Annotated in this window: 30 protein-coding genes; 22 read left to right on the top strand and 8 right to left on the bottom strand. The window is 48.6% G+C overall.

Annotated elements, in window-relative coordinates; all coding sequences use genetic code 11:
- Positions 1–127 precede the first annotated feature (127 nt).
- The 14 genes from MJB10_RS13575 to MJB10_RS13510 all read left to right on the top strand — a co-directional run bounded on the left by MJB10_RS13575 (position 128) and on the right by MJB10_RS13510 (position 13072).
- Positions 128–1678 carry an ABC transporter ATP-binding protein gene (locus tag MJB10_RS13575; protein ID WP_314795402.1) on the top strand — a complete coding sequence of 517 codons (1551 nt, stop codon included), beginning with the start codon at positions 128–130 and terminating at the stop codon, positions 1676–1678.
- Entirely contained in the window at positions 1675–2724 is a 1050-nt protein-coding gene (locus MJB10_RS13570) for an ABC transporter permease (protein ID WP_314795400.1), read from the top strand. The genes MJB10_RS13575 and MJB10_RS13570 overlap by 4 nt, the downstream gene beginning before the upstream one ends.
- A complete protein-coding gene (locus MJB10_RS13565) occupies positions 2721–3635 on the top strand; it encodes an ABC transporter permease (RefSeq protein WP_314795399.1) in 915 nt (304 codons plus the stop codon). Before MJB10_RS13570 ends, MJB10_RS13565 begins: the two co-directional genes overlap by 4 nt.
- 61 nt (positions 3636–3696) lie before the next feature.
- Positions 3697–4860 (top strand): BMP family ABC transporter substrate-binding protein, encoded by a 1164-nt coding sequence (locus MJB10_RS13560; protein ID WP_314795398.1) that lies wholly within the window; start codon positions 3697–3699, stop codon positions 4858–4860.
- Between the two features lie 36 nt (positions 4861–4896).
- Positions 4897–5592, top strand: a complete 696-nt coding sequence (gene biuH / locus MJB10_RS13555) for a biuret amidohydrolase (RefSeq protein WP_314795397.1) — start codon at positions 4897–4899, stop codon at positions 5590–5592.
- 22 nt (positions 5593–5614) lie between these two features.
- Positions 5615–6070 carry a cupin domain-containing protein gene (locus MJB10_RS13550; RefSeq protein ID WP_314795396.1) on the top strand — a complete coding sequence of 152 codons (456 nt, stop codon included), beginning with the start codon at positions 5615–5617 and terminating at the stop codon, positions 6068–6070.
- A complete protein-coding gene (locus tag MJB10_RS13545) occupies positions 6018–6752 on the top strand; it encodes a cysteine hydrolase family protein (RefSeq protein WP_314795395.1) in 735 nt (244 codons plus the stop codon). The genes MJB10_RS13550 and MJB10_RS13545 overlap by 53 nt, the downstream gene beginning before the upstream one ends.
- 19 nt (positions 6753–6771) lie before the next feature.
- Positions 6772–8469 (top strand): PucR family transcriptional regulator, encoded by a 1698-nt coding sequence (locus MJB10_RS13540; RefSeq protein ID WP_314795394.1) that lies wholly within the window; start codon positions 6772–6774, stop codon positions 8467–8469.
- A gap of 281 nt (positions 8470–8750) precedes the next feature.
- Positions 8751–9767, top strand: coding sequence for an ABC transporter substrate-binding protein (locus MJB10_RS13535; RefSeq protein ID WP_314795393.1), 1017 nt, complete (start codon positions 8751–8753; stop codon positions 9765–9767).
- Positions 9768–9793: 26 nt separating this feature from the next.
- On the top strand, positions 9794–10084 hold the full coding sequence (locus tag MJB10_RS13530; RefSeq protein ID WP_314795392.1) for a thiamine-binding protein: 291 nt from the start codon (positions 9794–9796) through the stop codon (positions 10082–10084).
- Entirely contained in the window at positions 10084–10851 is a 768-nt protein-coding gene (locus MJB10_RS13525; protein WP_314795391.1) for an ABC transporter permease, read from the top strand. The genes MJB10_RS13530 and MJB10_RS13525 overlap by 1 nt, the downstream gene beginning before the upstream one ends.
- Positions 10852–10869: 18 nt before the next feature.
- Positions 10870–11646, top strand: coding sequence for an ABC transporter ATP-binding protein (locus MJB10_RS13520; protein WP_314795390.1), 777 nt, complete (start codon positions 10870–10872; stop codon positions 11644–11646).
- Positions 11633–12433 carry a TatD family hydrolase gene (locus MJB10_RS13515; protein WP_314795389.1) on the top strand — a complete coding sequence of 267 codons (801 nt, stop codon included), beginning with the start codon at positions 11633–11635 and terminating at the stop codon, positions 12431–12433. The genes MJB10_RS13520 and MJB10_RS13515 overlap by 14 nt, the downstream gene beginning before the upstream one ends.
- 81 nt (positions 12434–12514) lie before the next feature.
- Entirely contained in the window at positions 12515–13072 is a 558-nt protein-coding gene (locus tag MJB10_RS13510) for a DNA-3-methyladenine glycosylase I (RefSeq protein ID WP_314795388.1), read from the top strand.
- A gap of 143 nt (positions 13073–13215) precedes the next feature.
- On the opposite strand, the gene MJB10_RS13505 is transcribed toward MJB10_RS13510, so the two are convergent.
- From MJB10_RS13505 to MJB10_RS13495, 3 genes are all read right to left on the bottom strand, one after another.
- Positions 13216–13521: a hypothetical protein gene (locus MJB10_RS13505; RefSeq protein ID WP_314795387.1), complete on the bottom strand. Its 306-nt coding sequence runs from the start codon at positions 13519–13521 to the stop codon at positions 13216–13218.
- Between the two features lie 120 nt (positions 13522–13641).
- Positions 13642–14631, bottom strand: coding sequence for a YpdA family putative bacillithiol disulfide reductase (locus tag MJB10_RS13500; protein ID WP_314795386.1), 990 nt, complete (start codon positions 14629–14631; stop codon positions 13642–13644).
- A 158-nt stretch (positions 14632–14789) separates the two neighbouring features.
- Positions 14790–14966: a hypothetical protein gene (locus MJB10_RS13495; RefSeq protein ID WP_314795385.1), complete on the bottom strand. Its 177-nt coding sequence runs from the start codon at positions 14964–14966 to the stop codon at positions 14790–14792.
- A gap of 165 nt (positions 14967–15131) precedes the next feature.
- Here MJB10_RS13495 and MJB10_RS13490 point away from each other — a divergent pair, with 165 nt between their 5' ends.
- Both MJB10_RS13490 and MJB10_RS13485 read left to right on the top strand, forming a co-directional pair.
- On the top strand, positions 15132–15389 hold the full coding sequence (locus MJB10_RS13490) for a DUF2164 domain-containing protein (protein WP_314795384.1): 258 nt from the start codon (positions 15132–15134) through the stop codon (positions 15387–15389).
- A gap of 30 nt (positions 15390–15419) precedes the next feature.
- Positions 15420–16055: an NUDIX hydrolase gene (locus MJB10_RS13485; RefSeq protein WP_314795383.1), complete on the top strand. Its 636-nt coding sequence runs from the start codon at positions 15420–15422 to the stop codon at positions 16053–16055.
- A gap of 58 nt (positions 16056–16113) precedes the next feature.
- Here MJB10_RS13485 and MJB10_RS13480 read toward each other — a convergent pair whose 3' ends face one another.
- Both MJB10_RS13480 and MJB10_RS13475 read right to left on the bottom strand, forming a co-directional pair.
- Entirely contained in the window at positions 16114–16278 is a 165-nt protein-coding gene (locus tag MJB10_RS13480) for a hypothetical protein (RefSeq protein ID WP_314795382.1), read from the bottom strand.
- 14 nt (positions 16279–16292) lie between these two features.
- Positions 16293–16547 (bottom strand): YpbS family protein, encoded by a 255-nt coding sequence (locus tag MJB10_RS13475; protein WP_314795381.1) that lies wholly within the window; start codon positions 16545–16547, stop codon positions 16293–16295.
- A 152-nt stretch (positions 16548–16699) separates the two neighbouring features.
- On the opposite strand from MJB10_RS13475, the gene hrpB reads away from it, so the two are divergent.
- From hrpB to MJB10_RS13460, 3 genes are read left to right on the top strand one after another with little or no spacing between them, the layout of a single operon-like run.
- Positions 16700–19183 carry an ATP-dependent helicase HrpB gene (gene hrpB / locus MJB10_RS13470; RefSeq protein WP_314795380.1) on the top strand — a complete coding sequence of 828 codons (2484 nt, stop codon included), beginning with the start codon at positions 16700–16702 and terminating at the stop codon, positions 19181–19183.
- A gap of 23 nt (positions 19184–19206) precedes the next feature.
- Positions 19207–19926 carry an alpha/beta hydrolase family protein gene (locus MJB10_RS13465; RefSeq protein ID WP_314795379.1) on the top strand — a complete coding sequence of 240 codons (720 nt, stop codon included), beginning with the start codon at positions 19207–19209 and terminating at the stop codon, positions 19924–19926.
- A complete protein-coding gene (locus tag MJB10_RS13460; protein ID WP_314795378.1) occupies positions 19919–20182 on the top strand; it encodes a hypothetical protein in 264 nt (87 codons plus the stop codon). The genes MJB10_RS13465 and MJB10_RS13460 overlap by 8 nt, the downstream gene beginning before the upstream one ends.
- Before the next feature lie 64 nt (positions 20183–20246).
- Here the strand turns inward: MJB10_RS13460 and MJB10_RS13455 are convergent, their stop codons facing one another.
- On the bottom strand, positions 20247–21392 hold the full coding sequence (locus MJB10_RS13455; RefSeq protein WP_314795377.1) for an FAD-dependent monooxygenase: 1146 nt from the start codon (positions 21390–21392) through the stop codon (positions 20247–20249).
- A gap of 243 nt (positions 21393–21635) precedes the next feature.
- Here MJB10_RS13455 and MJB10_RS13450 point away from each other — a divergent pair, with 243 nt between their 5' ends.
- Entirely contained in the window at positions 21636–22988 is a 1353-nt protein-coding gene (locus MJB10_RS13450; protein ID WP_314795376.1) for an MFS transporter, read from the top strand.
- Positions 22989–23047: 59 nt separating this feature from the next.
- Here the strand turns inward: MJB10_RS13450 and MJB10_RS13445 are convergent, their stop codons facing one another.
- Positions 23048–23755, bottom strand: coding sequence for a DNA alkylation repair protein (locus MJB10_RS13445; RefSeq protein ID WP_314795375.1), 708 nt, complete (start codon positions 23753–23755; stop codon positions 23048–23050).
- Positions 23756–23929: 174 nt separating this feature from the next.
- Positions 23930–24145: a small acid-soluble spore protein Tlp gene (gene tlp, locus MJB10_RS13440; protein WP_314795374.1), complete on the bottom strand. Its 216-nt coding sequence runs from the start codon at positions 24143–24145 to the stop codon at positions 23930–23932.
- Positions 24146–24303: 158 nt separating this feature from the next.
- Between tlp and MJB10_RS13435 the strand changes: the two genes are divergently transcribed.
- Together MJB10_RS13435 and araA are read left to right on the top strand one after the other, a co-directional pair.
- Positions 24304–25401 carry a GntR family transcriptional regulator gene (locus MJB10_RS13435; protein WP_314795373.1) on the top strand — a complete coding sequence of 366 codons (1098 nt, stop codon included), beginning with the start codon at positions 24304–24306 and terminating at the stop codon, positions 25399–25401.
- Between the two features lie 95 nt (positions 25402–25496).
- Positions 25497–26984: an L-arabinose isomerase gene (araA, locus tag MJB10_RS13430; protein ID WP_314795372.1), complete on the top strand. Its 1488-nt coding sequence runs from the start codon at positions 25497–25499 to the stop codon at positions 26982–26984.

The following is a 26984-nucleotide window of genomic DNA, read 5'->3' as shown; positions in this document are numbered from 1 at the left end:
ACCAAAGAATCCATCAAATTATTAGTTTTAATCACTAACGACATTCGAAACCCGTTGAAATATAATTAGACCAACAGAGAAAACCATATCTTGCGTCAAGTATTCTGACATATGAAGGGGTGGCGTGATGGAGACCAGCTTGGAATCACTTCCACAAGTTCCTTTGCTAGAAGCTTATCAACTGGTGAAACGATTCGGAGACCTTATTGCAAACAATGAAGTGAATTTGAAAGTCATGTCTGGCGAGGTACACGCGATTCTAGGCGAGAATGGTGCTGGCAAAAGTACGTTAATGAAGATGATTTCAGGGGTTTACCGTGTAGACGAAGGGAGTATGAGATGGCAAGGTGAAGACGTTCAACTGCATCCGCCTGTGAAAGCAAGGGCGCTTGGGATCGGTATGGTTTATCAAGATTTTCGTCTTGTACCAGCTTTGACCGTTCTTGAGAACATTGCACTAGCTGTTACAGAAAAAGGTGTTTTGCTGAATCGGAAACAGCTGCGGCAGAAAATAATGGACGTTACCGCGCGATACGGCATCGTCGTCGATCCTGATGCTTGGGTATGGCAGCTGGATTTAGGTGAAAGACAACGCGTAGAAATCTTGAAGGTGCTGTTGATGGAGGGGACACGACTCATCATTTTTGATGAACCGACCAGTGTGTTGACACCTGTTGAAGTTGATGCTTTCTTGCAAATGCTGGATCGTTTACGCAAGGATCACTATGCCGTTTTACTCATTACGCACAAAATCAATGAAGTCATGGCGATTGCGGATCGTGTGACCGTACTCAGGCACGGGCAAGTGATGATGACGGCGGACAAAGGTTCGAATTTCACGGGCGATCAGCTTGTGGCTAGCATGATGGGAACGAAGCAGCTCCTTGAGCTGGAACAGCGAACTCCATTTGCCAAGGATGAAAATAATCAGGAACTTGCTCTTCAAGCGAAGCAGATCACGATCCTCGATGATCATGGACAATGTATCGTGGAGTCGATGGATTTGTCGATGGCGAAGGGAAAAATCATTGGCATTGCTGGAATTTCAGGTAATGGGCAAAAGGAGTTGATCGAAGCTTTATTTGGACTTCGCGCGCTCACAGCGGGATCACTTTGGCTGAATGGTGTCAATTTGACCCATAAACCAGTGAAGGCTTACCTTGATGCGGGGATGGCGCTGGTGTCGGAAGATCCTTTAACGGATTCCGTGATTGCTGGCTTTACCATTCTAGAGCATATGGTGTTGGCAGGTCTCCCCATGAAACCCCGCGGACTGGGCATGGATTGGCATTACATTCGCAAGCAGCTTGAAGCAAGAAAGGAAGTGCGTATTCTAGGATTGGCAGATCCATCGAGACGAGCAGATCGATTATCTGGCGGTAATGTGCAGCGTATGATTTTATCCAGAGCGATCTTGAAGGATCCAAGTGTGCTTCTTGTCAGCTATCCAAGCCGCGGGCTGGATATCGGTACGACCCGTTCCATTCAGAATATGTTGATCGATCTCGCGGATCAGGGGGCGGCGATTTTATTAATTTCCGAAGATTTGGGTGAATTGTTCGCACTATCCGATGAATTGCTGGTGCTTGCGAATGCGAAGCTGCATGGTCCGTTCCTTCCTTCTGAAACGGATGCCTACACGATCGGTCAAATCATGTTGAAGGGGGAATCAGCATGAGTATCCTGCTGCCAGTGGAACGAAGAATGGGTAAACCGAAGTGGGAAGTGATGCTTGCGCCTGCACTTGTCGTCCTTGCACCTTTGCTTGCATTTGCCCTTTTTCTACTTGCATCTGGGGTTAATCCCATCACATTATATGGGACGATGCTGAAATCTACCTTTGGGGATTGGTACGGATTTGGCGAGGTTGTCATTAAAGCAACCCCGTTTATCCTAACCGCGCTAGCGGCTTCATTACCAGCAAAGGCAGGGATGATTAATGTCGGCGGTGAAGGTCAACTGGCCATTGGCGCACTTGCCGTCACGGCTGTCGGCGTTTATCTCCTCCCATCCGTACCAGGCTGGATTGGCGTTCCAATCCTCGTTCTGGTTGGCGCGCTAGGCGGTGCATTGTGGGCATCGGTTGCCGCCATTGGAAAAGTGAAAGGCAAAATGAATGAAACAATCACCACGTTACTTTTGAATTACATCGCGTACTTCACGATAGGTTTCTTCGTACATAGTCTCCTCAAAGATCCTGCCTCATTTAATTGGCCTTTCTCCAAAGAATTAGCTGGACAATTACGTTTACTTACTTTCTCAAGTGCTAGCCGTGTCCATGTCGGTATTGGTATTGCTCTGATTCTTGCTGCGATTGTGTGGTTTCTCATCACCCAAACACGGTTAGGTTTCCGCATTCGCGTTGTAGGCGGCAATGTATTGGCAGCAAAGCGAGCAGGCTTAAAGGATACGAAGATTCAGTTCTGGGTACTAATTGCTGCAGGTGCAATAGCTGGCATTGCTGGAATGATCGAAATCACAGGAATTGAGGGCAGGCTACGCCCGACGACAGGCATGAATTATGGCTACCTGGGCTTTTTGGCCTCATGGATGGCATGGAATCACCCCCTGTGGCTCATTGCTACATCGTTTATCATCGGCATGATCAGTGTCGCTGGCAATTCTCTCGAGATGAATAGCGGTCTGCCAGCCTCGTCCGTGCAAATCCTTATGGCGCTCGTGCTGTTCGCGATCCTTGCCGTCGGGAGGAGGAAACAAGCATGAATGGGATTGATATTGGCACAGGTGCCATACGAGCAGGCACTTCCGTACTTTACGCCAGTTTAGGCGAATTAATCGCGGAGCGAGCGGGCGTGGTAAATCTTGGCACTGAAGGCTGCATGTTAGGCGGTGCACTTGGCGCTTTTGCGGTAACTGTATGGAGCGGCAACCCTTGGCTGGGTGCACTAGCAGGAGGGATTAGTGGTTCGGTGCTAGCGCTTATTCATGCCTTTCTGGTCATCACACGTAAAGCGAATGCTTTGGCCAGTGGATTAACCGTGATGTTTTTCGCAATCGGATTAACGTCTTTTCTTGGTAGAGGATTCGTCAACAAGCAAATCCATGGATTTGAGCCGATTTCCATCCCATTATTATCGAAAATCCCTTTCCTAGGTCCACTTTTATTTCAACATGACGGTCTGACTTATCTATCCATGCTGCTTGTACCGACGCTCTGGTTTCTGCTCTTTAAAACTCGGCTCGGGGTCATTCTTCGGGCAACGGGAGAGCGAGAGGAAGTCGTCTACACGTACGGGTTCTCGCCGAAATGGATTCGATATGGCGCCGTAATGGCTGGCGGTTTTCTAACTGGAATCGGAGGTGCACAGCTTTCGACGGCTTATACCCATACATGGGTAGAGAATATGACGCAAGGTAAAGGCATTGTAGCGGTTGCGCTCGTGATTTTCGCGGCATGGAAGCCTGCAAGGGCGATGCTCGGCGCTTATCTCTTCGGTGGTGCTCAAGCTCTGCAATTGGTTGTGCAGCAGCAAGGGTATGAGATATCGCCATTTCTGCTGTTCATGACACCGTATGTGATTACGTTGCTGGCGCTCTTCCTAGTAGCGCGAAAGCAAAGAAGTCAAATGCCCGAAGGGCTGTCGAAAGTTTTTAATGGCGCGGGAGGTGGTTGAGGATCAAGGGGAGTTAGTAGAACGCATTAGATAAAAAAATAGGATGTGGAGGTCGTTAACCATGCGAAAAGTAGGTAGAAAGCTAGCACTCATCTCAAGTTCTCTCGCGTTTATGTTTACCTTTGTGGCCTGCAGTAGCAGCACAACATCAACAACTTCACCAGAAACAACCGCAGCACCCAGCCAAGCCGCGAGTGCGGCAGCAGGGACAGGTGGGAAAGCGGTAGGCTTCATTTTCGTAGGTGCCAAGGATGATTATGGATATAATCAGGCGGCTTACATCGGGAGTCAAGCGGTTGAGAAGGCATTCCCGAATCTGAAGGTGCTGCGCAGTGAAAATGTCCCGGAAACGGCAGAGGCCGAACGTGTCATGGAAGAGATGATACGCAATGGAGCCAAAATCATTTTTCCAACCTCTTACGGCCATCTGGATCCAGCGCTGAATGTGGCGAAGCGTCACCCTGACGTTCTTTTCTATCATCAAGGCGGTTTGAAAACAGCAGAAAATCTCGGTACATATTTTGGGACCATTTGGGAACCTGTTTACTTAGCGGGTATTGCAGCTGGGAAAATGTCAAAATCGGGTAAGTTGGGCTATATCGTTTCCGTACCGATTCCACAGGTATTGCTTAACGTGAATGCCTTTGAAATGGGGGCTAAATCGGTCAATCCGAGTGCGACAACGACGGTTGTCTTTACGGGCAGCTGGTGCGATCCTGCCCAGCAAGCTAATGCCGCGAATAGTATGATTGATCAGGGGATCGATGTGTTGTCGCAGCATCAGGATTGTACGAAAACAGTCATCGAAACCGCAGAACGACGCGGAGCACTTTCCGTGGGCTACCATGCTGAAGCATCCGTCCTTGCTCCGAAAGGTTGGATCACAAGTTCGATCTGGAATTGGTCCGATTTGTACGTGGATATGGTGAAAACGGGTGTTGAAGGCAAGTTTAAAGGCAGCAAATACGATGGTAAATATCGCGGTCAGCTGAAAGATAATGTGGTGCAGCTTACTTCCTTTGGCAGTCAAGTGCCGGATGATGTGAAGAAGCTCGTGGATAAAAGTAAAGCAGAGTTAGTTGCCGGCACGTTGAATCCGTTCAATGGCCCTGTCAAAGACCAAAAAGGTGCCGTGAAAATCGAAGCTGGCGCGAAGCTTGAGTTGGATAAGCTGGAAGCGACCGATTATTTCGTGGAGGGCGTCATTGGCAGCATTCCGAAATAAAGTCGGCCTTGAAATGGCATGCAAGGAGACGATGACATGAACATTGAAGCCATACCGTATGCGTGGCCCTATGATAATCAGTTGAATCCTGCCAAAATGGCACTGCTCATTATTGATATGCAAATCGATTTTTGCGGAAAAGGCGGTTACGTGGATCGGATGGGCTATGATCTCTCGTTAACGGCACGGACAATTGCGCCGATTAAGCGGCTATTAGCTGAAGTGCGCGCCGTTCCTGGCTTAACCGTTATTCATACCCGAGAAGGTCATCGTCCAGACCTCTCGGATTTACCACCGAATAAACGCTGGCGAAGCAAACAAATCGGTGCCGAAATCGGTTCAGAAGGACCTGCTGGTCGAATCTTGATTCGAGATGAGCCTGGTTGGCAAATCATTGAAGAGCTTGCGCCGATCGAAGGAGAACTCATCATCGATAAACCAGGCAAAGGAAGCTTCTATGCCACGGATTTAGACCTGATTCTGCAAACGAAAGGGATCACCCATCTCATTTTAACGGGAATCACGACAGATGTCTGTGTACACACCACCATGCGGGATGCCAATGATCGCGGATATGAGTGTTTATTGTTATCGGATTGTACGGGCGCAACAGATGAAGGTAATCATCAAGCTGCTTTGAAAATGATTACGATGCAAGGCGGTGTGTTTGGGGCAGTTTCACAGTCCGAGCGAGTTATAAGCGCTCTAAAGCAGATCGGTAACATGTTTTAGCCAACAAGATTGGAGGATACCCATGTTAGCACAAGAAACAACGGTACTACGAGGGGCGCCCATTCCGTGGACCCCAATTCCCGCTCATCCTGAGCTGTATCACCGCGAGATTGTCGATGCCGCAAAAGCAGATGCCTTAGGTGTACGGATCTCCTCGGTACTCTGGGAACGCATAGGCGTTGGGGGGCAGGTGCTTCCTCACTATCATGATGTTGTCGAGGTGATCCATATAACGGTTGGGAAAGTGAAGCTGCTGTGCAACGGGGTATGGCAAAGTTATCAGGCAGGTGACACCTTTCATGTGCCAGCTAGAACGGTCCATTCCGTAGCAAATGATGATACAAAGCCGACGGAGCAAATTAGCATCTTTCTACCCGCAGATGCGAATGTTCCGAGCAATCAGTTTTTTCAAACTTTTCTCGTCGATGCGGCCGTCTACGGACAGCCAACATCCTCGACCATGCATCCGAATGGCTGAGCTTCTCAAAGTCTCGGCTAAGCCGTTTCCTTTTCAATGCGACAAGCGCACCACAGCGCTTGTCGTTATTGATATGCAGAACGACTTCATCTCACCGGGCGGGTTCGGTGAGCTGCTGGGCAATGATGTTTCACAGACACGGGCCATCATTCCGAAGCTGCAGCAGGTGCTGGCAGCTTGTCGGGCGCATGGCGTGCCCGTTATCCATACCCGAGAGGGGCATCTGCCCGACCTTTCGGACTGCCCCCCATCGAAGCTGCGGCGCAGCCAGCTTCAAGGCGCTGGCATCGGCGACGCGGGGCCGATGGGACGTATTCTCGTGCGCGGCGAGCGCGGGCACGAGATTGTTCCGGAGCTCGCGCCCGTGGAGGGCGAGCTCGTCATTGATAAGTCCGGTAAAGGGGCCTTTTACCGGACTCCGCTCCATGCGATGCTGCAGGAGCGCGGCATCGCTTCGCTTGTGCTGACAGGCGTGACGACGCACGTCTGTGTGCATACGACGCTTCGCGAAGCGAACGATCGCGGTTATGAGTGTCTCGTCCTGGAGGACGGGACAGCGGCTTTTGACCCCGCGGATCAGGCTGCCGCGATTCGCATGGTGCACCAGCAGGGCGGTATTTTCGGCTGGGTCGCTTGGGCGGATGATTGGATCGAGGCTCTGCATGTGACTGCGATCAGATAAGGAGAGAGGGGGACTTGGCATGCGAGAGCAGTCTGCAGGGCATGGCTTAATCGGCAGTGAATTGCTTGCTATGCCGCATTTAGCTGGTGCTAAAGTGCTTGCTGGCAGCGCGGGTTTGAAGGCGGCAGTCATTCGCGTGAATGTGATGGAAGTTCCGGATGTCATCGATTGGGTGATGCCGGGCGAGTTTCTCATCTCCACAGGGTATCCCTTTCGTGATGACCCGAATGCCTTCGTGGAACTGATTCCCCAACTCGTAGCAAAGGGCGTGGCGGCGCTAGGCATCAAAACGAAGCGGTTTCTGGACGAAATCCCGCCTCGCGTCTTAGCCGTCGCTGATCAGTACCACTTCCCGATCATTGAATTGCCGCCTGGCACGGTTTTCTCTGAAGTCGTACGAGAAGTCATGGAACGAGTTCTGGTAGAGGAAGCGGCAGGGCTCGCGCTTCTTCAACGGCGTTTTCAGCGGTTCTCTGAGCTGCTTCTGGAAGGTAAAGAATTGGGAGAACTGCTGGGCTATGTGGAAGAGGAGTTAGGTAATCCCATTCTACTACTGAGTTCAGCTGGCAAAATGCACGTATCCCGCCAGACGAATCAATGGATCCAAACGGTAGGTTTCGCACAACATTTCTCGATAACACAGCTCCTACAAACGATAAAGTCAGGTATGCCAAACTTAATCGCGGGTGATCGGGAGCTGAGAGTAGCGGTGACGAAGATCAAAGAGCAGTTCGGAGCAGAATCTTACCTAACGCTGTTAGCTTGGCATCAAGAGTTGAAGCCTTTAGATACGCTTACTTTAGAGCGAGTAGGTGTTCTCATCCATTTGGAAATGATGAATGTGAATGCGCGTCGCGAGGTCGAGGCCAAATATATTGACCAGTTTTTGCATGATTGGCTGGTTGGGCGAATCGGGACACGCAGAGATCTTGATTTGCGATCTGAGGCATGTGGATGTCCGATCAATCATCAGGGAAGCTTTCATGCGGTTATCATTCGCTGGATTGATACGGCCCCGAACCTGCTCCAGCTCAAACGAATCGTACAGCAACTCAGGCAGCAAGAATCGCTGCGAAGTCGCGATTTGTTATATTCGATCGTCGAAGATCGATTAGTCATTCTCGTTAATTCAGAATCGGATGTACTAGAGAAAGAGCTCAAGCAACGGTTACGAGTTGCCCTGCAAGAAGTTCAATTTAACCATTCTCCGTATGCATTCTCGTTCTGTTTAGGCAATCGAGTGCAATCTGCAACAGAGGTAAGCAGCAGTTATATGCAAGCGGCCAAAGTGTATAGCATTAGTCAGATTTGCGGTTTGCAGCAGGAATGGATCAGCTATCAGGAATTAGGTGTTTATAAAATTCTGTACCTACTTCCGCAAGGGAAGGAACTTTCGCAATTTCGAGAGGAATGGATCACTCCATTAGAAGTGTATGACTGGAAGCATCAAAGCTCCTTAATCTTGACGCTGCTTGCCTATTTCGAACAACACGAGAACGTTCGTAAAACGGCGCAGCAGTTATACACCCACCACAATACGGTAATCTATCGTTTGGAGAGAGTGAAGGAACTGCTTGGGGTTGATCTTCAGCGATCGGATGATCGACTGCAACTTCAAATTGCTTTAAAGCTGCATGCCATGGAAGCCGGTATGCAAGAACGAACTGTCGAAGCAATAGCAGGTGAACGTACGCCATTTTTGGTTCATCTAGATTAACCTTGCGTCGTTCTTGTTGCATTTTGTCGAAACATACGGTATGGTAGAAGCTAAACCAATAAGAACCCACGGGGGCTTGAGAGAAGTCAGGCTGAGATTGTGACCGTATTTGTCACTAACCGTTAATCTGATCTGGATAATGCCAGCGTAGAGAATTCGAACGATATGCAAGTCTGTCGTCACGACCGATAGAACCAATCCTTTTCTACACATGGCGCTCCCGGATAACGGGGGCTTTTTCTTATGGTTACATACAGGAAGATCGAGAGGGGAAGGTACACATGAATTGGAAAAAAGCAGCACCTGCTATCCTGCTAGGCCTTACAGTGGTCGCTTCAGGTTGTGGGAACAGGGAAGCGAAGTCGGGGCAACCGACCGCGTCTCCCAAAGCATTAACCGATGTCAAAGTTGTCCTAGACTGGACGCCGAATACGAACCACACGGGACTATATGTGGCGAAGGATCAAGGATTTTTTGAACAAGAGGGCTTGAATGTTCAAATTATTGCGCCTGGTGAAGGCGGAGCGGATACAATGATCGCGTCCGGCGCGGCTGAGTTCGGTGTCAGCTACCAAGAAGGGATTACCCAAGGGAGAATTCAAGGTGTTCCCTTAGTTTCCATTGCAGCAATTATCCAACATAATACTTCTGGTTTTGCGTCACCCGTTGCCAAAAACATCAAGACACCTAAGGATTTTGAAAACAAAGCCTATGGCGGTTGGGGATCTCCAGTGGAAAGCGCAATGATTGATTCGCTCATGCAGTCAGAGAAGGCGGATCCGTCGAAAGTCAAAATGCTTAATATTGGTGAAGCAGACTATTTCACAGCGGTGAAGCGCGATATTGATTTCGCTTGGATCTATTACGCATGGACAGGTGTAGATGCCGAGCTTCGCGGCGAGCCGATCAATATGATTTATTTAAACAAATATTCGGATAAACTGGATTATTATACACCAGTGCTCGCGACGAGTGAGAAAATGATCTCAACGAAGCCTGATCTTGTGAAAGCGTTCGTTGCTGCAGCATCGAAAGGCTATCAATATGCGATTAGCAAACCGGAAGATGCGGCAAATATTTTAATCAAAGCGGTTCCAGATCTAGATCCTAAGCTTGTGAAAGCTAGTCAGAAATGGCTCAGTTCGCGGTACCAAGATGATGCAGCACGTTGGGGCGAACAGAAAAAGAGCGTCTGGGAGAATTATGCAGCGTGGATGCTGGATCACAAGCTTTTGGAGAAAAAGCTGGATGCGGATGCGGCTTTTACGAATGCCTTTTTGCCAGGAAGCGCGAAATAATTCAGTGACTAAAGAGGAGAATTCAGATGGCTAATGCCCTTGTCAGTATTCAAATCATTCCCAAAACGGTGATTAACGAAGACGTCATTCCCTATGTCGATCGTGCCATTGAAGTGATTGCGAAGTCGGGAGTGAAATATGTTGTATCCCCCCTGGAAACCACCATGGAAGGCGATTTAAGCCAACTGCTGCACATCATTGAAGAGATGAATGCGGCTATGATTGCGATGGGAAGTCCGAACGTAATCTCGCTGGTGAAAATTTATTTCAACCCATCAGGCGCTTCGATGGACAAGCTTACGGAGAAATACAGATAATGAACATGAAACGTTGGATTCAAGCTGGATGGCCGCCCCTTGTGGTAGTCATCCTTCTGTTGTTTACTTGGCAGGTTGCCGTCACTTGGGGAGGAACCGCATCCTGGCTGTTGCCTAGTCCCCTTAAAATTTGGAGAGAAGGAACCACGGATATGGCGCGCATATGGATGCATACATGGGCGACCGTGCGTCTGATGTTTATTGGCTTCGGCGTAGGGGCTACGGTCGGTGTCTTAGTTGCGGGCTGCTTACATCGTATCCCTCTAGTGAAGGCTGGGTTTTATCCACTTCTCATCCTTTCCCAGAATATCCCTGTCATCGCACTGGGACCGCTATTAATTATCCTATTTGGATTCGGACTTTTACCTAAAATTATTTTGATTTCGCTCGTTTGCTTCTTTCCTGTAACCATGTCTACCCTGGATGGGTTCATGCAGACAGATCGGAGTATGTACAACTATATGCAAATGATCGGTGCTTCTCGGCGCCAAATTTTTTATAAATTAGAACTGCCCAATGCGTTGCCTTTTCTATTCACAGGACTGAAAATCTCGGCAACCTACAGTGTCATGGGCGCAGTCATTGCCGAGTGGTTAGGCGGGAATGTCGGATTAGGTTACTATATGATCCTTCAAAAATCTGCCTTTCGAGCAGACCGCTTATTTGTAGCTATCGGCATCGTCGTGCTTTTAAGCTTACTCTTTTTCTGGCTCATTGCCGGCATTGAGAAGCTGGTCATTCGTTGGAATGCCAAACGATCTTCGTAAGGAGAGGAAGCGGAATAGATGAAGAAATTAGAGCTGACAGGCATTGGGCATTATTTTCAAGGTAAAAAGGGTTCTGTACCAGTCCTTGACCATATCGACTTGCATGTCAATCAAGGTGAATTCGTATCCCTTATTGGCCCTTCTGGGAGCGGGAAAAGTACGCTTTTTCACATCATAGGCGGTTTGATTCAGCCAAAGAGTGGTGATGTCCATCTAGATGGGGTGAAAGTAACTGGCGAGAAGGGGCTTATCGCTTACATGCCTCAGCAGCCTGCTTTGTTTCCTTGGCGTTCGATTGAATCCAATGCGGCACTCGGCCTTGAAGTAGCTGGGCAGGACCGCAGCGAAGCACTTGCGAAGGCGAGAGAGTGGCTGGTCAAAGTCGGACTCGGCGGCTATGAACGAGAGCTGCCACATGTATTATCTGGAGGGATGCAGCAACGGGTATCCTTTTTGCGAGCATTGTTAAGTCCGCAGGAATTGATGCTGTTGGACGAGCCGTTCGGCTCCTTGGATGCGTTGACGCGACAGGACATGCAGGCGTGGCTCCTTGCGATTTGGGAGCAAAATAAACGTTCCATCTTATTTGTCACACATAGCATCGAGGAAGCCTTATTTCTTTCCGATCGCATCTATGTGCTTTCCAATAAGCCAGCTTGTGTAGTAGAGGAGTTGACAGTGCCGTTCCCAAGACCAAGGGTGGAGACGGTGCTTCAAGATCCCAAATTCCAAGAGTTAAGACATTACGTTCAAGGCCTCTTACGACGGGAGACAACGACACATGGAAGCCATTGATGCACATATTCACCTGGACATGTACAGTGAATCCGATGCTGGGCGAATGATTGAAGAATTGCCAGCATCCCAAGTGGCTGCACTCATCGCTGTGTCGATGAACTTGGATTCCTGCCGACGAACAAGGGAGTATCAGCGTAGAGCACCTAATCGCATTTATGCAGCTTATGGATTCCACCCAGAACAGGAATTGCCGACAGGTGACGAGCTGGAACAGTTACTCACTTGGATGGGGGAACGGGTTGATGAGATGACGGCTGTTGGCGAAATCGGACTTCCCTATTATATGCGCAAAGAGGCAGAAGCCGATGGTGGAGCGTTCGATCTGGCACCGTATGTGGGACTACTGGAGCGTTTCATCGAGCAAGCGGCACAGTGGAACAAACCTGTCGTCCTGCATGCGGTATATGAGGATGCTGATCTTGTTTGTGATGTTTTAGGCAAATACGGTATCGAGAAAGCCCATTTTCATTGGTTCAAAGGGTCGAGCCAAACGGTTCAGCGAATGATCGAAGCGGGGTATTATATCTCTATTACACCGGATGTTCAATATGAGGAAGAGATTCAAACGCTTGTTCGCATGTATCCGTTAGAGCAACTGATGGTTGAAACGGATGGACCTTGGCCGTTCGAGGGCCCATTCTTGGGGCGTGCAACACATCCCATCATGATTCATGCTGTCATTGAACAGATCGCACGTATCAAAGGGATTCCGCTTGAAGAAACGGCTGCTGTCATTTTGGCGAACACGAAGCGCTTTTATGGATTGCCAGAGCACCTTGGTTAAATCGAACTGGACAAAGTGTTCGCGTTACGATTATAATAAAACAGAACACTTGTTCTATAATTTAATGAGGTGACCCTTTACATGACAAACCGATGCGGTTGGGTTAATGATGACCCGTTATATCTAGATTACCATGACAACGAATGGGGAGTTCCTATTCACGATGATCGTGTCTTGTTTGAGATGTTGAATTTGGAAGGCGCGCAGGCAGGACTTAGCTGGTATACGATTTTGAGAAAAAGAGAGAGTTACCGCGAAGCTTTTGACGGTTTTGATCCGAATATCATCGTGAATTACGATGAAGCGAAGCTCCAAGATCTCCTTCAGAATCCAGGCATCGTCCGCAATCGCTTGAAAATAGCCGCTGTTGTTCAGAACGCGAAAGCTTTCTTGAAAGTCCAACAGGAGTTCGGAACGTTCGATGCCTATATTTGGGGCTTTGTTGGTGGAGAGACGCTGAAGAATCATTGGGAGGACAGCCGCCATTTACCTGCGAAGACGGAGATTTCAGATGCCATGAGCAAAGATTTGAAGAAACGAGGCTTTAAATTCGTAGGGTCAACGATCTGTTATGCCTATATGCAAGCTGTTGGCATGGTTCAGGACCATACACAAACTTGCTTCAAATATCATTCATAGCTACTGGAGAATGTCCATATAAGCTTTCAGTATAAACTGGAGGCTTTTTTGTTGTTTCTAGGCGGTACTAATTATACGCAAGAACACGATAAGGCCATCTGAAAGGACGCTCGTACGTCCGAAACAGATGGCCTCATTGTGCTTCAATTGGCATGTTGTAGTTGTTTCTCCATTAAGTTGTATTTAATTAAATAAATGCGCTTGCGGATGTAGAAGTCGTAAACAGCACCAGTAAGCTCTCGCGGTTTAATTCGGTTGTTCGTGTCATTATCTATGATTGTCACCGAACCATCATCGTAAAACTTGAAGGTATAGTCGGCGTAATGTGTATGGGCTTCATCCAACATGGCGTCGATCTGCTCGGGTTGTAGATGGTCGGTGTCACACAATGCCTTGTGATACCAATAATCTCTCTCAATAAAACGGAAATTGTGACTGGTGTTCATCATGTTAACAACCTCCTCATCTAATTGGAACATTTGTTCTTGTTTTTATTATAGCAAACAAATGTTCGCAATGGAAGGGGTCTATGAAAAAAAAGGAAATATTTTCATAGAAAAAACCACCGATCAGGTAGATGGGTGGTTGAGGCTAGCTATGATGTGTTTAGTAATCGATATGCCATGTAAACGGCCTGATTCAATAAATATTTCATTCGCATCGTATTTGGAAGAAGCAACGACACCAGCTACATAGAGGCCAGAGATATTCGTTTCCATCGTATCGGGTTGAACCACCGGTGCGTTCGTTTCTGCGTGAAAGTGAACACCGATATCCGTGAGCAGCTGACGGTCGGGCCGGAAGCCAGTCAAAGCAAGAACAAAATCATTCGCTAACGTGACATGCTCAGTTCCTTTGCGAACATGTATACTTAACTCATCGATGCGTTGGACTTGTGCATCAAACCACATGTGAATACGGCCTTTGTTCACCATGCTTTCGAAAATCGGCCGAACCCAAGGCTTAATATTGGCCGAGAAATCTTTACCGCGATAAATCACGGTTACCTCGGCGCCGACCCTCAGTAAATCCATGGCAGCATCAACGGCTGAGTTGTTTCCACCAATGATGGCGACTTTGGCTCCAGCGTAGGGATGCGCTTCTTTATAATAATGCGTCGTCTTCGGAAGATCTTCGCCAGGGATACCAAGCATATTCGGATGATCAAAATATCCCGTTGCGACAATCACTTTGTGCGCATCATATGTGGCTAACTGACCAAACTGGTTTTTCGTATGAACCTTGAAATCAGTACCGTAACGCTCGATGAGGGTAGCTTCTTCATATGAATGGATACGTAAACCTTCTCTCCGCGCAACTTCACGATAGTACACGAGCGCTTCTTGCCGATACGGTTTCTCGTGCGGTGTTGTGAAGGAGTAGCCGCCAATTTCGAGAAGCTCGGGCGTGCTGAAAAATTGCAAATAAGTTGGATATTGATAAATGGCATTCACGATACAATTTTTCTCTATAAGTAACGGCGAAAGCCCTTCGCGTTGTAGAGCAACGGCAGCTGATAATCCGCAAGGACCTGCACCGATGACGATGACATTTTCCACGTAAGATTCTCCTCCTCCATCATGATTCTCCATCTATAGTAGCGCACGAGTAAGGTGATGCCAAGCTGGCGGCACTGGAGATTAAGGAGATTTCATGAAAAAAAGCAGCCCCCGCCGTTCAAATGGAACGACAAAAGACTGCTCTGATGGCGTGAAACCTAGTGTTGATTCAATTGTTTTTCTTCATTGTCTTCGCTAATATCGTCTTTGGCAAGGTTGATGGAGGTCGTATTTGGCGCGTTTTCAAGGGTGTCATTGACGAATGCCATGTCTTGATTTTCTGCGTTCATATTCGTTGTTCCCGTATAATTGCCTTGATGCTTCTTGTTTTCCATGCGTGCACATCCATTTCTTTAGAGTAGTCGTACTGCCTTACTATGTACCAAGGAAACGGCATTTATTCCCTTTTTCAGGTGGGGGCTCGAACCCATATGCATATATAGTTCCTTGCGCCTAAATCCGTTATAATAGACGGTAATGGCATAATAAGGAGTGTTTGGATGAAACCGATCAAGTTGCCCAAAGATGAAAAAGAAGCGATCATCAGCGATCTGCAGGAACATATGGACATCGAGCATGGTTTGGAATTAGGGCATTTGGCGGCAGAGCAGTTGATTGATTACATGCTTGGTCTGTTGACAAGTCCTATCTATAATCAGGCGATCGAGGATGCGCTTACAGCGGTTAGAGACAGAATGAGTGTGCTTGAAGATGATCTTTATGCGATGAAGGCGACGAAGAAGTCCACACGTCGGTAACTGGTTGGTGAGCGAAAGCGGGGACACTAAGTGAAGAAATCAGAAGAACTTTTTGATGTATATGATGAAAAAAGGAATTGGCTCGGCGTGGCGCCTCGCTCCGAGGTCCATGCCAAAGGGCTCTGGCATCAAACCTTTCAGTGCTGGATTGTACGAATGGAAGGGGATAACGCCCATCTTCTGCTTCAATTGCGGCATCCAGATAAAGACCTGTTCCCCAATCTCTTGGATATCTCTTGTGCAGGCCATCTGGCAGCAGGTGAATCCGTTGAAGAAGGCGCAAGGGAGTTGGAGGAAGAATTGGGGCTTCAAGTTTCCTTCGAAGACTTAATACCGTGCGGGGTATTTGCCGAGGAAGATTTTGTTTCAGAACAGGTGATAGATCGGGAGTTTTGTCACGTTTTTCTATATCAATGTGATCAAGATTTACGGAGCTACGAGCTGCAGCCAGACGAAGTTACGGGGTTATATGCCGTAAAAGTCAGTGCGTTGAAACAATTGCTTCACGGTGAGTGTGCAGAGATTCCTGCATTAGGATATCGAAGGGGAGCCGATGGAGCTTATGTGAAAGAGGTATGGGACATAACACTTGGCGAGCTTGTGCCGCATCCGATGGCTTATTATGAGCAATTGTTTCAGAAAATGGACGAGCGTGGCTGGTGTTGAAATAAAAGAAAAAAGAACCGGATCGTGATGAGATCGGTTCTTCCTCTGCATAAGCTGACTAGGCGAAGTAGGTATTCGCAATGTACACATATGCAATGTAACAGACGATGGAGAGTCCGATGCAGGTAATGCCCCATGCGATTTTTTGCTTAAAAAGCAGCAAGAAACCTGCGCTAAATGCGGAGCCCATGATCAGCATCGAAATAAACGTAAATACACCCATTGTTATGTATCTCCTTACCCTTTGTTTACATAATCACGAACCATTTCCTCAGTAACAAGGGAGCGGAGCGGAGAGATACCTTTTTGGGCATGGGCGATGATTTGGGCTGTGACCGCGTTGATGGCATCAACAGTGAAAGGAAGCCCGCGTTTGCACAAGTCGACCGCCACGTCAATGGCTTGCTCGCGCTGTGCATCCAACTCTGCAAAACGAACAAGATGCATATGCTGTGCATTCGAATGTTTGGAAATCGCTTCATGTACATTCATGTGAAAGTTCTCCTTTAGTGACTTGATTGTCTATTAGTATACACGATCAACATGAGAAGGAACAGGTGAATGGGGAGAAAGCAATGAACAAATCGTGATTTTTCGTCTAATTATTTACAACATTAAATACATGCGAGCTCGGAGTGAACGACATGAATAAGTTGCCTATTGCTGAAGTGCTTCCGCAATTACATGCAACCTTGCAAGAACGAAACTGTGCAATTCTCGTTGCTCAGCCGGGTGCGGGTAAAACAACACAGGTCCCATTAGCGCTAATGAATGCTTCGTGGCTCCAGGGACGAAAAATCCTAATGCTGGAACCGAGACGTCTGGCAGCACGCGCTGCAGCTCGTTATATGGCAAAGCTGCTAGGTGAGGAAGTCGGACAGTCCATTGGTTATCGCGTGAAAAATGATACACGTATTGGCTCGAAAACACGCGTTGAAGTGATCACAGAAGGTATCCTTACACGATTGCTTCAGCAGGATCCAGCGTTGGAGGGAGTTGGACTCGTCATTTTCGATGAGTTCCATGAACGGAGCTTGCATGCGGATCTCGGACTAGCCTTGACTCGCCAATCTCAAACGGTGTTCCGCGAAGATTTGCGGGTGCTGATCATGTCAGCTACATTGGATGGGAAAGCGATCTCAGCCATGCTGGATGATGCCCCCGTAATTGAAAGTGAAGGGCGTTCGTATCCTGTAGATACGCATTATTTGCCCCAGGCTGTTAGTGGTAAACTGGAGCCTGCCGTTGTGAGCAGTATACATAAGGCTTTGCAAGCTCATGCAGGGAGTTTATTGGTCTTTCTGCCAGGTGCCGCGGAAATTCATCGCGTTGAGAAAGGACTTGGCGCGTTGAATTTGGGGAATAACGTTGAAATAGCCCCTCTGTATGCAAATCTGTCTATTGAAGCGCAGGATAGAGCCTTAGCAGCTGTCACCAAGCCAGGCCATCGCAAAGTGGTGCTGGCGACTTCGATCGCCGAGACCAGCTTAACGGTTGAAGGTATCACGGTTGTGATCGACAGCGGCCTCATGCGTGTGCCGAAGTTCTCGCCTCGCACAGGCATGACCCGTCTGACGACGGTGCCTGTGTCCGTCGCCTCTGCGGATCAGCGCAGAGGACGGGCAGGGCGTCTCGGTCCAGGCGTATGCTATCGCCTGTGGACCGAGACCGAACACCGCCAGCTCCCGCCGAGGGGCACCCCCGAGATCCGCGAAGCCGATCTCGCGCCGCTGGCGCTGGAGCTGGCCGCCTGGGGCGTGTCAGACCCAGCGGAGCTGGTCTGGCTCGACCCGCCGCCTGCCGCTGCCTATGGGCAGGCGCGGGAACTGCTCGTGCAGCTGGGCGCGCTGCACGAGAATGCCCTAACGCCGCACGGCAAACGTGTCGCGGCGTTAGGGCTGCACCCGCGGCTTGCGCACATGGTGCTGCAAGCCATACCGCTTGCGCTCGGCGCGCTGGCGTGCGAGCTCGCGGTGTTACTGAGCGAGCGCGATGTTATGCGCGCCGCGGACCGCGATGCGGATGTGCGCAGCCGCATCGAAGTGCTCCGGCGCGCGCCCAGTGGCGAAGCGCGCGCGGACGTGGATGTTGGCCTCTGCCGCCGAATTACGGCGGAGGCCAACATCTTGATGCAATCGCTCGGCGTGCGGCCGAGCGACTGCTCTGCAGAGGCGAGCGGGCTGCTGCTCGCCTTTGCCTACCCCGACCGCGTCGCGCAGCGGCGGTCGGCGGGGCGGTTTACGCTCAGCAACGGCCGCGGGGCCGTGCTCCAGGAGCTGCAACCGCTCTCGCAAGAGCGGTATCTCGTCGCGGCGGAGCTCGATGATAACGGCGTCGACAGCCGCATTTTTCTGGCGGCACCGTTGTCGGAAGAAGAGCTGTTTTCTGTTTTTCACCAGCAAATTCGGAAAGAGCAAGCAGTGGAGTGGGAAGGGGCAACTGGCTCTGTGAAAGCCATAGAACGATGGCTGCTAGGCGCGCTAACACTCAAGGAGAGACCGATTCACGAGCCTGATCTTGATCTCGTTTTGCACGCACTTCTTGAGGGGATTCGTACAGAATCCCTCGACATCCTCCCATGGTCGCGGAGTGCCCGTCAGCTTCAAGAGCGTAGTCAATTTTTGCATCAATTTATAGAAAATTGGCCTGATCTGAGTGATGAAACGCTGCTCGCAACCCTAGAGGAATGGGCAGGTCCACACTTGTATGGGGTGAAAAGTAAAGGGGCGTTAAGCCGTCTTAACTTGACAAGTCTATTAGAGGAAATGCTAACATGGGAACAGCGTCGTCAATTAGACGAATGGGCGCCAACACACATGAGTGTACCTAGTGGATCGCGTATCCCCATTGACTATAGCAACAACGAGGCGCCGACCTTGTCCGTCCGGTTGCAAGAAATGTTCGGCTTAGCAGACACGCCGCGAATTGCGAAAGGGAGGGTTCCTCTCACGTTGCATCTCTTATCGCCAGCGCAGCGACCGATGCAAGTCACGAAGGATTTGGCAAGCTTCTGGAGAGAGGCCTATTTCGAAGTCAAAAAAGATCTCAAAGGCCGCTACCCCAAACATTATTGGCCCGATGATCCGATGTCAGCCATCCCTACGAACCGTGCAAAGCCGCGAATTTAGATTGAGGAGGACCAGAGTTTACCATGACCACTCCCGCTGAGCTTGAACACATCGCAATTTATGTCTCGGCTGGTTTTGCAACTGCGTCCAACTTTCTTAATGATTTTGCTGCAGCGATAGCTTTGCGATACGAAAATGAAGGGAAGCAAGTTCGCGTACATATTCATTTCCCTTATGGTGCTTGGGATCGCTCGAAGCGTGTTCAGCTCCAGGAAATTATCCGTGATATGTGGCACAATGCCCATCGCAAAGCATCCGTGTATGGTGGCAAAAATCTCTACAACTACGTTGTGGCAACATCTGTGCCAAGCGAGAAGCTGTTGTTCATTGGCCATAGCGGCGGTGCGGTTGCTTCCATAATGGCGGCAGAGCGGCTAGAGCGAGAGGGAAGGCTCATTACTGCTGTGATCCAAATCGGATCCCCTAAGTGCGCAATACCTGTTTCATTAAAGAGGAAGGTATTGAATATCCAAGGAGAGAATCAACAGAATCAGAAGCGAGATCCTGTCGCACGTCTAGGAACATGGGGAGGCTGGCGTAAAACTCGGTTAGGAATTCGATTGTGGCATCGGGAGAAACATGCACCCATCCATCTCCATCAGTTACCATTGATCGGTGGACATGCGGATTATTTTCGCGATCATGCACCCTACATTTGGGAGAACAATACCAACTTACAAACCACCATGAACACCATCTGGACATGGCTGAAATTCATAGAAAAGGATGTTAACGATGTTTGAAATTTTAAACGCACGCATGGAACACAGCAAGGAGGACGGCTACCTCGGCCACGTTGAATTCAAAGTCAATGGTCACGAGCATCCGTACGAAATCACACTTCAAAGCCCGAAGGGGAAAAATGACTGGAGCTACGCGCTCAATTTTTTGAATGAATCCGGCAAGGAAGAGGACATCGAGGCTGTCGAGGAGTTACTAGAGGAAGATGAGCATTTCGACCTGTTGGTCGATACAGCTATGAATTCTTTAGAGAAATAGAATATCATTTGTCATGTAAAAAAATAGGGGAAACCGCGCTGTTGCGCGGTTTTTTCATTTCACCTCATATCCAATAATAGGATCGAAGCGACTTATATAACGCGCATCCGACAAGGAAGCGACCGTAGATGAGAAAAGAGTTTTCAAGCTGCACCATTCGCCCCATAGTCCGCGACAACCGCACGATTCGGTTTACTCGAGTCATGCGTTCCTTCTCATAGGCTACAAGTGCAGCAGGAATATCCTGATGTTGCAGGCATCTCGCTAGTACAATGGCATCTTCAATCGCCTGTGCGCCTCCCTGTCCCAAATTGGGCAGCATCGGATGTGCCGCATCGCCGAGGAGTGTCATTCTGCCAGAACTCCAGCGAGATAGGGGAGAGCGGTCAACGATGTCATGAGCGAGGATAGTCGACGCCTCCGTTGCTTCAATTGCCGATAAGACGGGTTTGTACCAGCCGTGAAAAAGTTGTAGCAGCTCCGATTTTCTCTCCGCTAGTGGGGGGAAATCCCCTTGAGTCGCATTGATGGCAGCAAACCAGAATAGACGGCCGTTGCCGAGACTTGAGAGTCCGAATCGTTTGCCAGGCCCAAGTGCCTCAAAGCCTCCGCCAAGATTGGCATCTTGCTCTTCATCCTTCGAACAAACACCTCTTAATGCGATATAACCCGAATAATGAAGCTGACTAGGACCGAAAAGCCGCTCACGTACGGCAGAGTGAATCCCATCAGCACCGATCAAGACATCGGCTTCTTCCTGCGTACCATCTTCAAAAATAGAGATGACGCCTTGGTCACTCTGTATGCCATCGATCCATTGTTTATTAGTCTGAATAGGCCCTGACGTCATTGTTACAGTTTGCACAAGGATGGCTTGCAGATCAGCACGATGAATAACATAACTTTGCGTTCCGTATCGAACAGCCTGCTTGGCTGCAGGAAGACGTGTGATGAGTTTACCGTCCCAAGTCCGTATGTCAGCATGAACAACAGGTGCACCCACTTGCCTGACAATTTCGCCGACACCGAGCCGATCGAGTGCTTTCATCGCATTAGCAGCCAAAACGATACCCGCGCCAGCTTCTCTCAAAGATGTTGCTTTATCATAAATCGAAACTTGCCACCCCTGTTTCTGAAGGGACAATGCCGTACACAATCCACCAATTCCAGCCCCAACAATGTTTGCCTTCCGTCTCGTTACTGTGACCATGTCTATGTCCTCCAGCTTCACATTTTTTAATTAGTAGTCCCATCATAACAAGGAGGGGGGAGGAAGACCACCGAAAATGCTATACCCTCACCAATCTTATTGTTAATACCTATAAAAACCATACGAATAATATATTGGACCAATAGCTTCTTTGGTTATATGCTGGAGTCATAACGAAGAAAGCTATCAACCGTCGAAGTACCTGAGAAATGAGGTGAGATTGTGGTACTCCAACAGACCACGATGAAGCGAAAAGAAATGCTGCTTATTACTGCCGTGGCCCTGGGCACCTTGCTGAATCCGCTCAATACGACGATGATCTCGGTTGCTTTGGCCCGATTGCAGGAAGATTTCCATCTTACATTTGCCGATGTATCGTGGTTGATCTCGACGTATTATTTGGTCAGCGCAATTGGTCAGCCGCTCATGGGCAAGTGGAGTGATATTTTCGGCCGTAAAAAGGTGTTTATGCTTGGGCTTTTGCTTGTCACGTTGTCGTCGAGCCTTGCTCCGCTATCTCCAAGCTTTGGTTGGCTGATTGGGTTTCGGATTATTCAAGCATTGGGGAGTTCTGCATTGTTCCCATCTGGCATGGGGATGATCCGTAGTCAAATTACGTCTAACCAAGCAAAGGCGCTTGGCATCATCTCGATATTTTCCAGCACCTCGGCTGCTTTCGGCCCCTCGCTCGGTGGATTGTTACTGCACTATGGAGATTGGCAGTTGATATTCCTGTGCAATTTTCCGTTTATTGTGGCTTCATTTCTACTGGCATGGAAACTGTTCCCGACGGATCCGAGAACGACTGGACGCGCGGCCAATATGGATTGGCGGGGCGTAGCATTATTTTCTGCGGCGATTTTCATGTGGCTGCTGTTTTTCTTGTCGCTAGCGGAAGGATTCAGCCTATGGAAGCTCATCGTTAGCGTTGGATTGTCATTCTGGCTTTATCGATACGAGCTCGGTCAAAGTAATCCGTTCATCAATGTGGTTTTTTTGCGGAAAAATATGAATGTCACACGGATTTACGTGCAGTTTATATTGACGAATATCGCGTTCTATTCCATCATGTTTGGGATACCGTCATATTTGCAAAGCGTACAGGGGATGGACCCGCAGAAGACGGGTATTATCATGTTATCTATCGCTGGTTTTAGTGTGGTTATTACGCCACTGGCTAGTCGTTGGATTGACCAGAGCGGTTCCAAGTCGCCGCTGATGGCTGGAACTACTTTGGTTGCAGTGGGAAGCTTGCTGATGTTGCTTATACAGGATCATGCGAGCGCAGTGACGATCTTCCTAGTCCTTTGCGTGCTTGGAATCGCTAACGGCTTTAACAATTTAGCCATGCAGACAGCGCTCTACACTTTCGTATCAAAAGAAGAAACGGGCATTGCCTCTGGACTGTTCATGACATCTCGGTTTATTGGAACTATTCTTTCTTCGAGCCTGCTTGCAGCGCTCTTCGGCAAACACATCACAACCCCACATCTTCACAGTATGGCGTGGACATGTGCAGTACTTGGCATCATGATGCTTGCTTTGACCGTCTGGATGCCTGGAGGAAACGTGCAAAAAGCTGGATTATCCAATTAGCTACAACGACTACAGGCTGTCGACATCGTCGACAGCCTGTTTGGCATATTGGCAGGAAGTTAACACCGCACATGCTTGCGTTTGAAGCCAAGTCTATCCCTCGCTGATTGCTTTTGAATATTTTCGGAAGCGTTAAGAAAGCTGCTTTTTTTCGTATCCTTTTTGACTTCTACGGGGCCAACTGAATTTGCAGTCTCAACAGCCTTCTCATGGAGCGGCAAATAAGATATTCCTACAGTTGTGATGAAATTGTTCATCGAGTACTTCGCTCTCTCGGGAGCGTCATGAATGGTTTCAGCCACAAGATCAAGCATTCTGGCAATTTTGTCCTCGGAAAATTCACGGTCTGGTCGGTTCCCTAAGAGCCAACAATAGCAACTCCAGCCCGCTGACATTTTCAGTTCTTCGCCGCTTGCAATCCATTTATCGGCAACGTCTTGCGCGATATCTGCTTCGGACAGCGTAACGGCAACGACGAAATCTGACAGCATGTAGAAATAAGCTGCGTCAATCCAGCGTTCATAATCCGCTTCGGTCATTGCATTTGGATCTGCAATAATGCCTGCAAAGTACATGGCGTCATAGTTTCCAGTGTTGTAAAGCTCATCAGCCAAAGGTTGATTTATTTTTATTTTCTTGGAAATTGGCTTCATTTCGCCTGTCGCTACGCCAAAAAGCGGTTCGTGCGCGCCATTGGACATGTATATTTTCTTGGTTCTTTCTTTGCCGAGAGCTTCAAGCTCCTGCATGACCATTTCTGCATTCATGGTTGGACACTTCCTTTTAAATGAGAGTTAGTCTTTAATGTATAAGTCATCTATATATAAATATATCAAACGTAGGCAGATTTAGATAATTCAAAGTCCCGAGCAGCGCTTGTCCATAGCGTCCTCGGGACTTTGATGTTGACACTCATGCAGGGTTTCTACAAGAAGTCGATATTAATCGTTTTGCTCGTCCTGCTTCTCGGCAATGAAGCCGTTAATGGCTTCTTTGCGCTTTTGGTTCTTTGCCTCAATGCTGCTTTTATCATCTGCTGAAATTTCTTCGGCATGTTCATCCAAATAATCCTCTGCTTCACGTAAATTCGCCATCGTATGATCGATTGCATTTTGTAGGCGAGCTGGATTGTTAGAACGGTCATCTGGTTTTGCCATAACAAAGTTCCTCCTTTCATTTTTTAATGTGACCCTACTTTACAATGCCTCAGCTGAGATGAGATTATACGAAGCAGAGGGAGTATATGTGAGCCATATGTACATACAAGTTCACCCGATGGTATAATACGGTCACAAACAAAGCCTCGAGGTGAAGCATGAAAGAAAAGCCATTACCAAAGTACTTACAGCTAAAACAAGAGATTTTATCTTGGTTGCATGCAGGTAAGCTCAAACCTAACGATCAAATGCCTTCAGAAAACGAAATTGCCGAGCAATTTCTGATGAGCCGTCAGACCGTCCGCCAAACGTTTGGCGAGCTTGAGAAGGAGGGCTGGCTATATCGCCTCCAAGGCAAAGGGACGTTCGTCTCCACGCCGCAAACGCAAAAATCACGCGATGTTCAGACCATCGGCATCCTGACGACGTATATTTCAGATTACATTTTTCCGCATATTGTAAGAGGGGCAGAGGCTGCACTAAGAGCCAGAGGCTACAGACTGCTGTTGTCCTCAACAGATAACGACAAGGCGAAAGAAAGAGAGAGCCTAGACATGATGCTCAGTCAGCCGCTGAGCGGGCTTATTATTGAGCCGACGAAAAGTGCGGAAGGCAATCCGAATCTTAGCTACTATTTGTCCCTGGACTATCAACACATTCCGTATCTCATGATCAATGAACGTTACCCTGAAATGAATTGCCCATCACTTGTCGTGGACGATGAGGAGGGCGGCTTCAAGGCGGCACAACATCTGATTGAGCTAGGGCATCGGCGATTGGCGGGCTTTTTCAAGACGGATGACTTGCAGGGTGTGAATCGGTTAAAAGGATTTATTCGCGCGCATCAGCACTATCAGATCCCTTTGCAACCAGAATTCGTGGTTCATTATTCAACGGAGGAAAAACGCGAAAAGCCTTACAGTAGTGCGCTTGCCATGCTGGAAAACGAGGAAGTGCGGCCAACCGCATTCGTTTGTTACAACGATGAGCTTGCGATTCATTTGTTAGAAGCTGTACGTACAACAGGATTGCAAGTGCCACAAGATATCTCATTAATTGGGTTTGATGACTCTACTTTAGCCACGGCAACAGAGGTGAAATTAACGTCGCTTTCCCACCCGAAAACAGAGCTTGGCAGCGATGCCGCAAGTATTTTGCTTGATATGATTGAGAACAAGCGTGCAAATGGCAATGAGACGGGTAAAGTGTACAAGCCGGAACTAATCATTCGAGAGTCTACGATTCGTATTCACTAAGACAAAAAAATTAGAGTAGCCAACTTGTACGTACAAGTGTTATACTTGGGGCATGGAAATTCATTCTATTCATTCTCCAAGGAGGCATTTTGCCCATGAACGCTTATTCAGAAAAGGTATTTTGGTTTGTAACGGGAAGTCAGCATTTGTACGGGCCTGAAACATTACTTCAAGTGGAGGAACACTCTAAACAAATTACCGCAGGTATTGATCACGCTGAAGTCATTCCAAGTAAGCTAGTTTTCAAACCAGTCCTTACGACGCCAGATGCGATTCGCCGACTGTGTTTGGATGCCAACGCGGATGACTCATGTGCGGGAATTATTACGTGGATGCATACGTTTTCTCCAGCTAAAATGTGGATCGCCGGTCTTTCGGAATACCGTAAGCCGCTGCTTCACTTGCATACACAATTCAATCGTGATATCCCTTGGGATACAATTGATATGGATTTCATGAACTTAAACCAAGCGGCGCATGGCGATCGTGAATATGGCTTTATCGGTGCCCGCATGGGTATTTCCCGTAAAGTCGTAGTCGGCTATTGGGAAGACCCTGCTGTTCTGGATCGTATTGCTGGCTGGATGCGCACATCCGTTGCTTTCATTGAAGGACGCAATTTGAAAGTGGCTCGTTTCGGGGATAACATGCGCCATGTTGCGGTAACCGAAGGCGATAAAGTGGAAGCACAAATCAAATTCGGCTGGTCCATTAATGGATATGGCGTTGGTGATCTCGTTCAGCGCGTGGGGGATATCTCCGAAGCCGAAGTGGATCAACTTATGGACGAATACCATGAAACATATGATATTACACCAGAAGGCCGCACAGCTGGACCGATTCGTGATGCGATTCGCGAGCAAGCGCGCATTGAGCTGGGAATGAAGGCATTCTTGCAAGAAGGCGGTTTCGGTGCATTCACGACGACGTTTGAGGATTTACATGGCCTAAAGCAGCTGCCAGGACTAGCCGTTCAACGTTTAATGGAGCAAGGGTACGGCTTTGGCGGGGAAGGCGATTGGAAAACAGCAGCCCTGCTGCGTGTCATGAAAATCATCGCGGGCAATAAAGGTACATCCTTTATGGAGGACTACACCTACCACATGGAGCCAGGTAACGAGCTTGTGCTAGGCGCCCACATGTTGGAAATTTGTCCAACGATTGCGGCAACACGTCCGAAAATCGAGGTTCACCCGCTCGGTATCGGCGGCAAAGCGGATCCTGCGCGTCTTGTTTTTGACGGGGCTTCAGGCTCTGCGCTGAATGCTTCCTTGATTGATATGGGCAATCGCTTCCGCTTGCTGATCAACGAGGTGGACGCTGTTCAACCAGTTAAATCAATGCCGAAATTGCCTGTGGCACGTGTGCTTTGGAAACCGCAGCCTTCGCTGCGAGATTCTGCAGAGGCCTGGATTCTTGCGGGCGGCGCGCATCACACGGTGTTCTCCTACGAAGTTAGCACGGAGCAACTTGTAGATTGGGCGGAGCTTGCAGGTATTGAAGTGGTCATCATTAACAAAAACACATCCCCGTTGCAGTTCCGCAACGAGCTTCGTTGGAACGATGCTGTTTGGAAGCGTTAG

This window comes from Paenibacillus sp. MBLB1832 (genome assembly GCF_032271945.1).
GTDB lineage: Bacteria > Bacillota > Bacilli > Paenibacillales > NBRC-103111 > Paenibacillus_E > Paenibacillus_E roseopurpureus.
The sequence above is the reverse complement of the archived record's forward strand: the minus strand, read 5'-3'. Positions and strand labels throughout refer to the sequence as shown.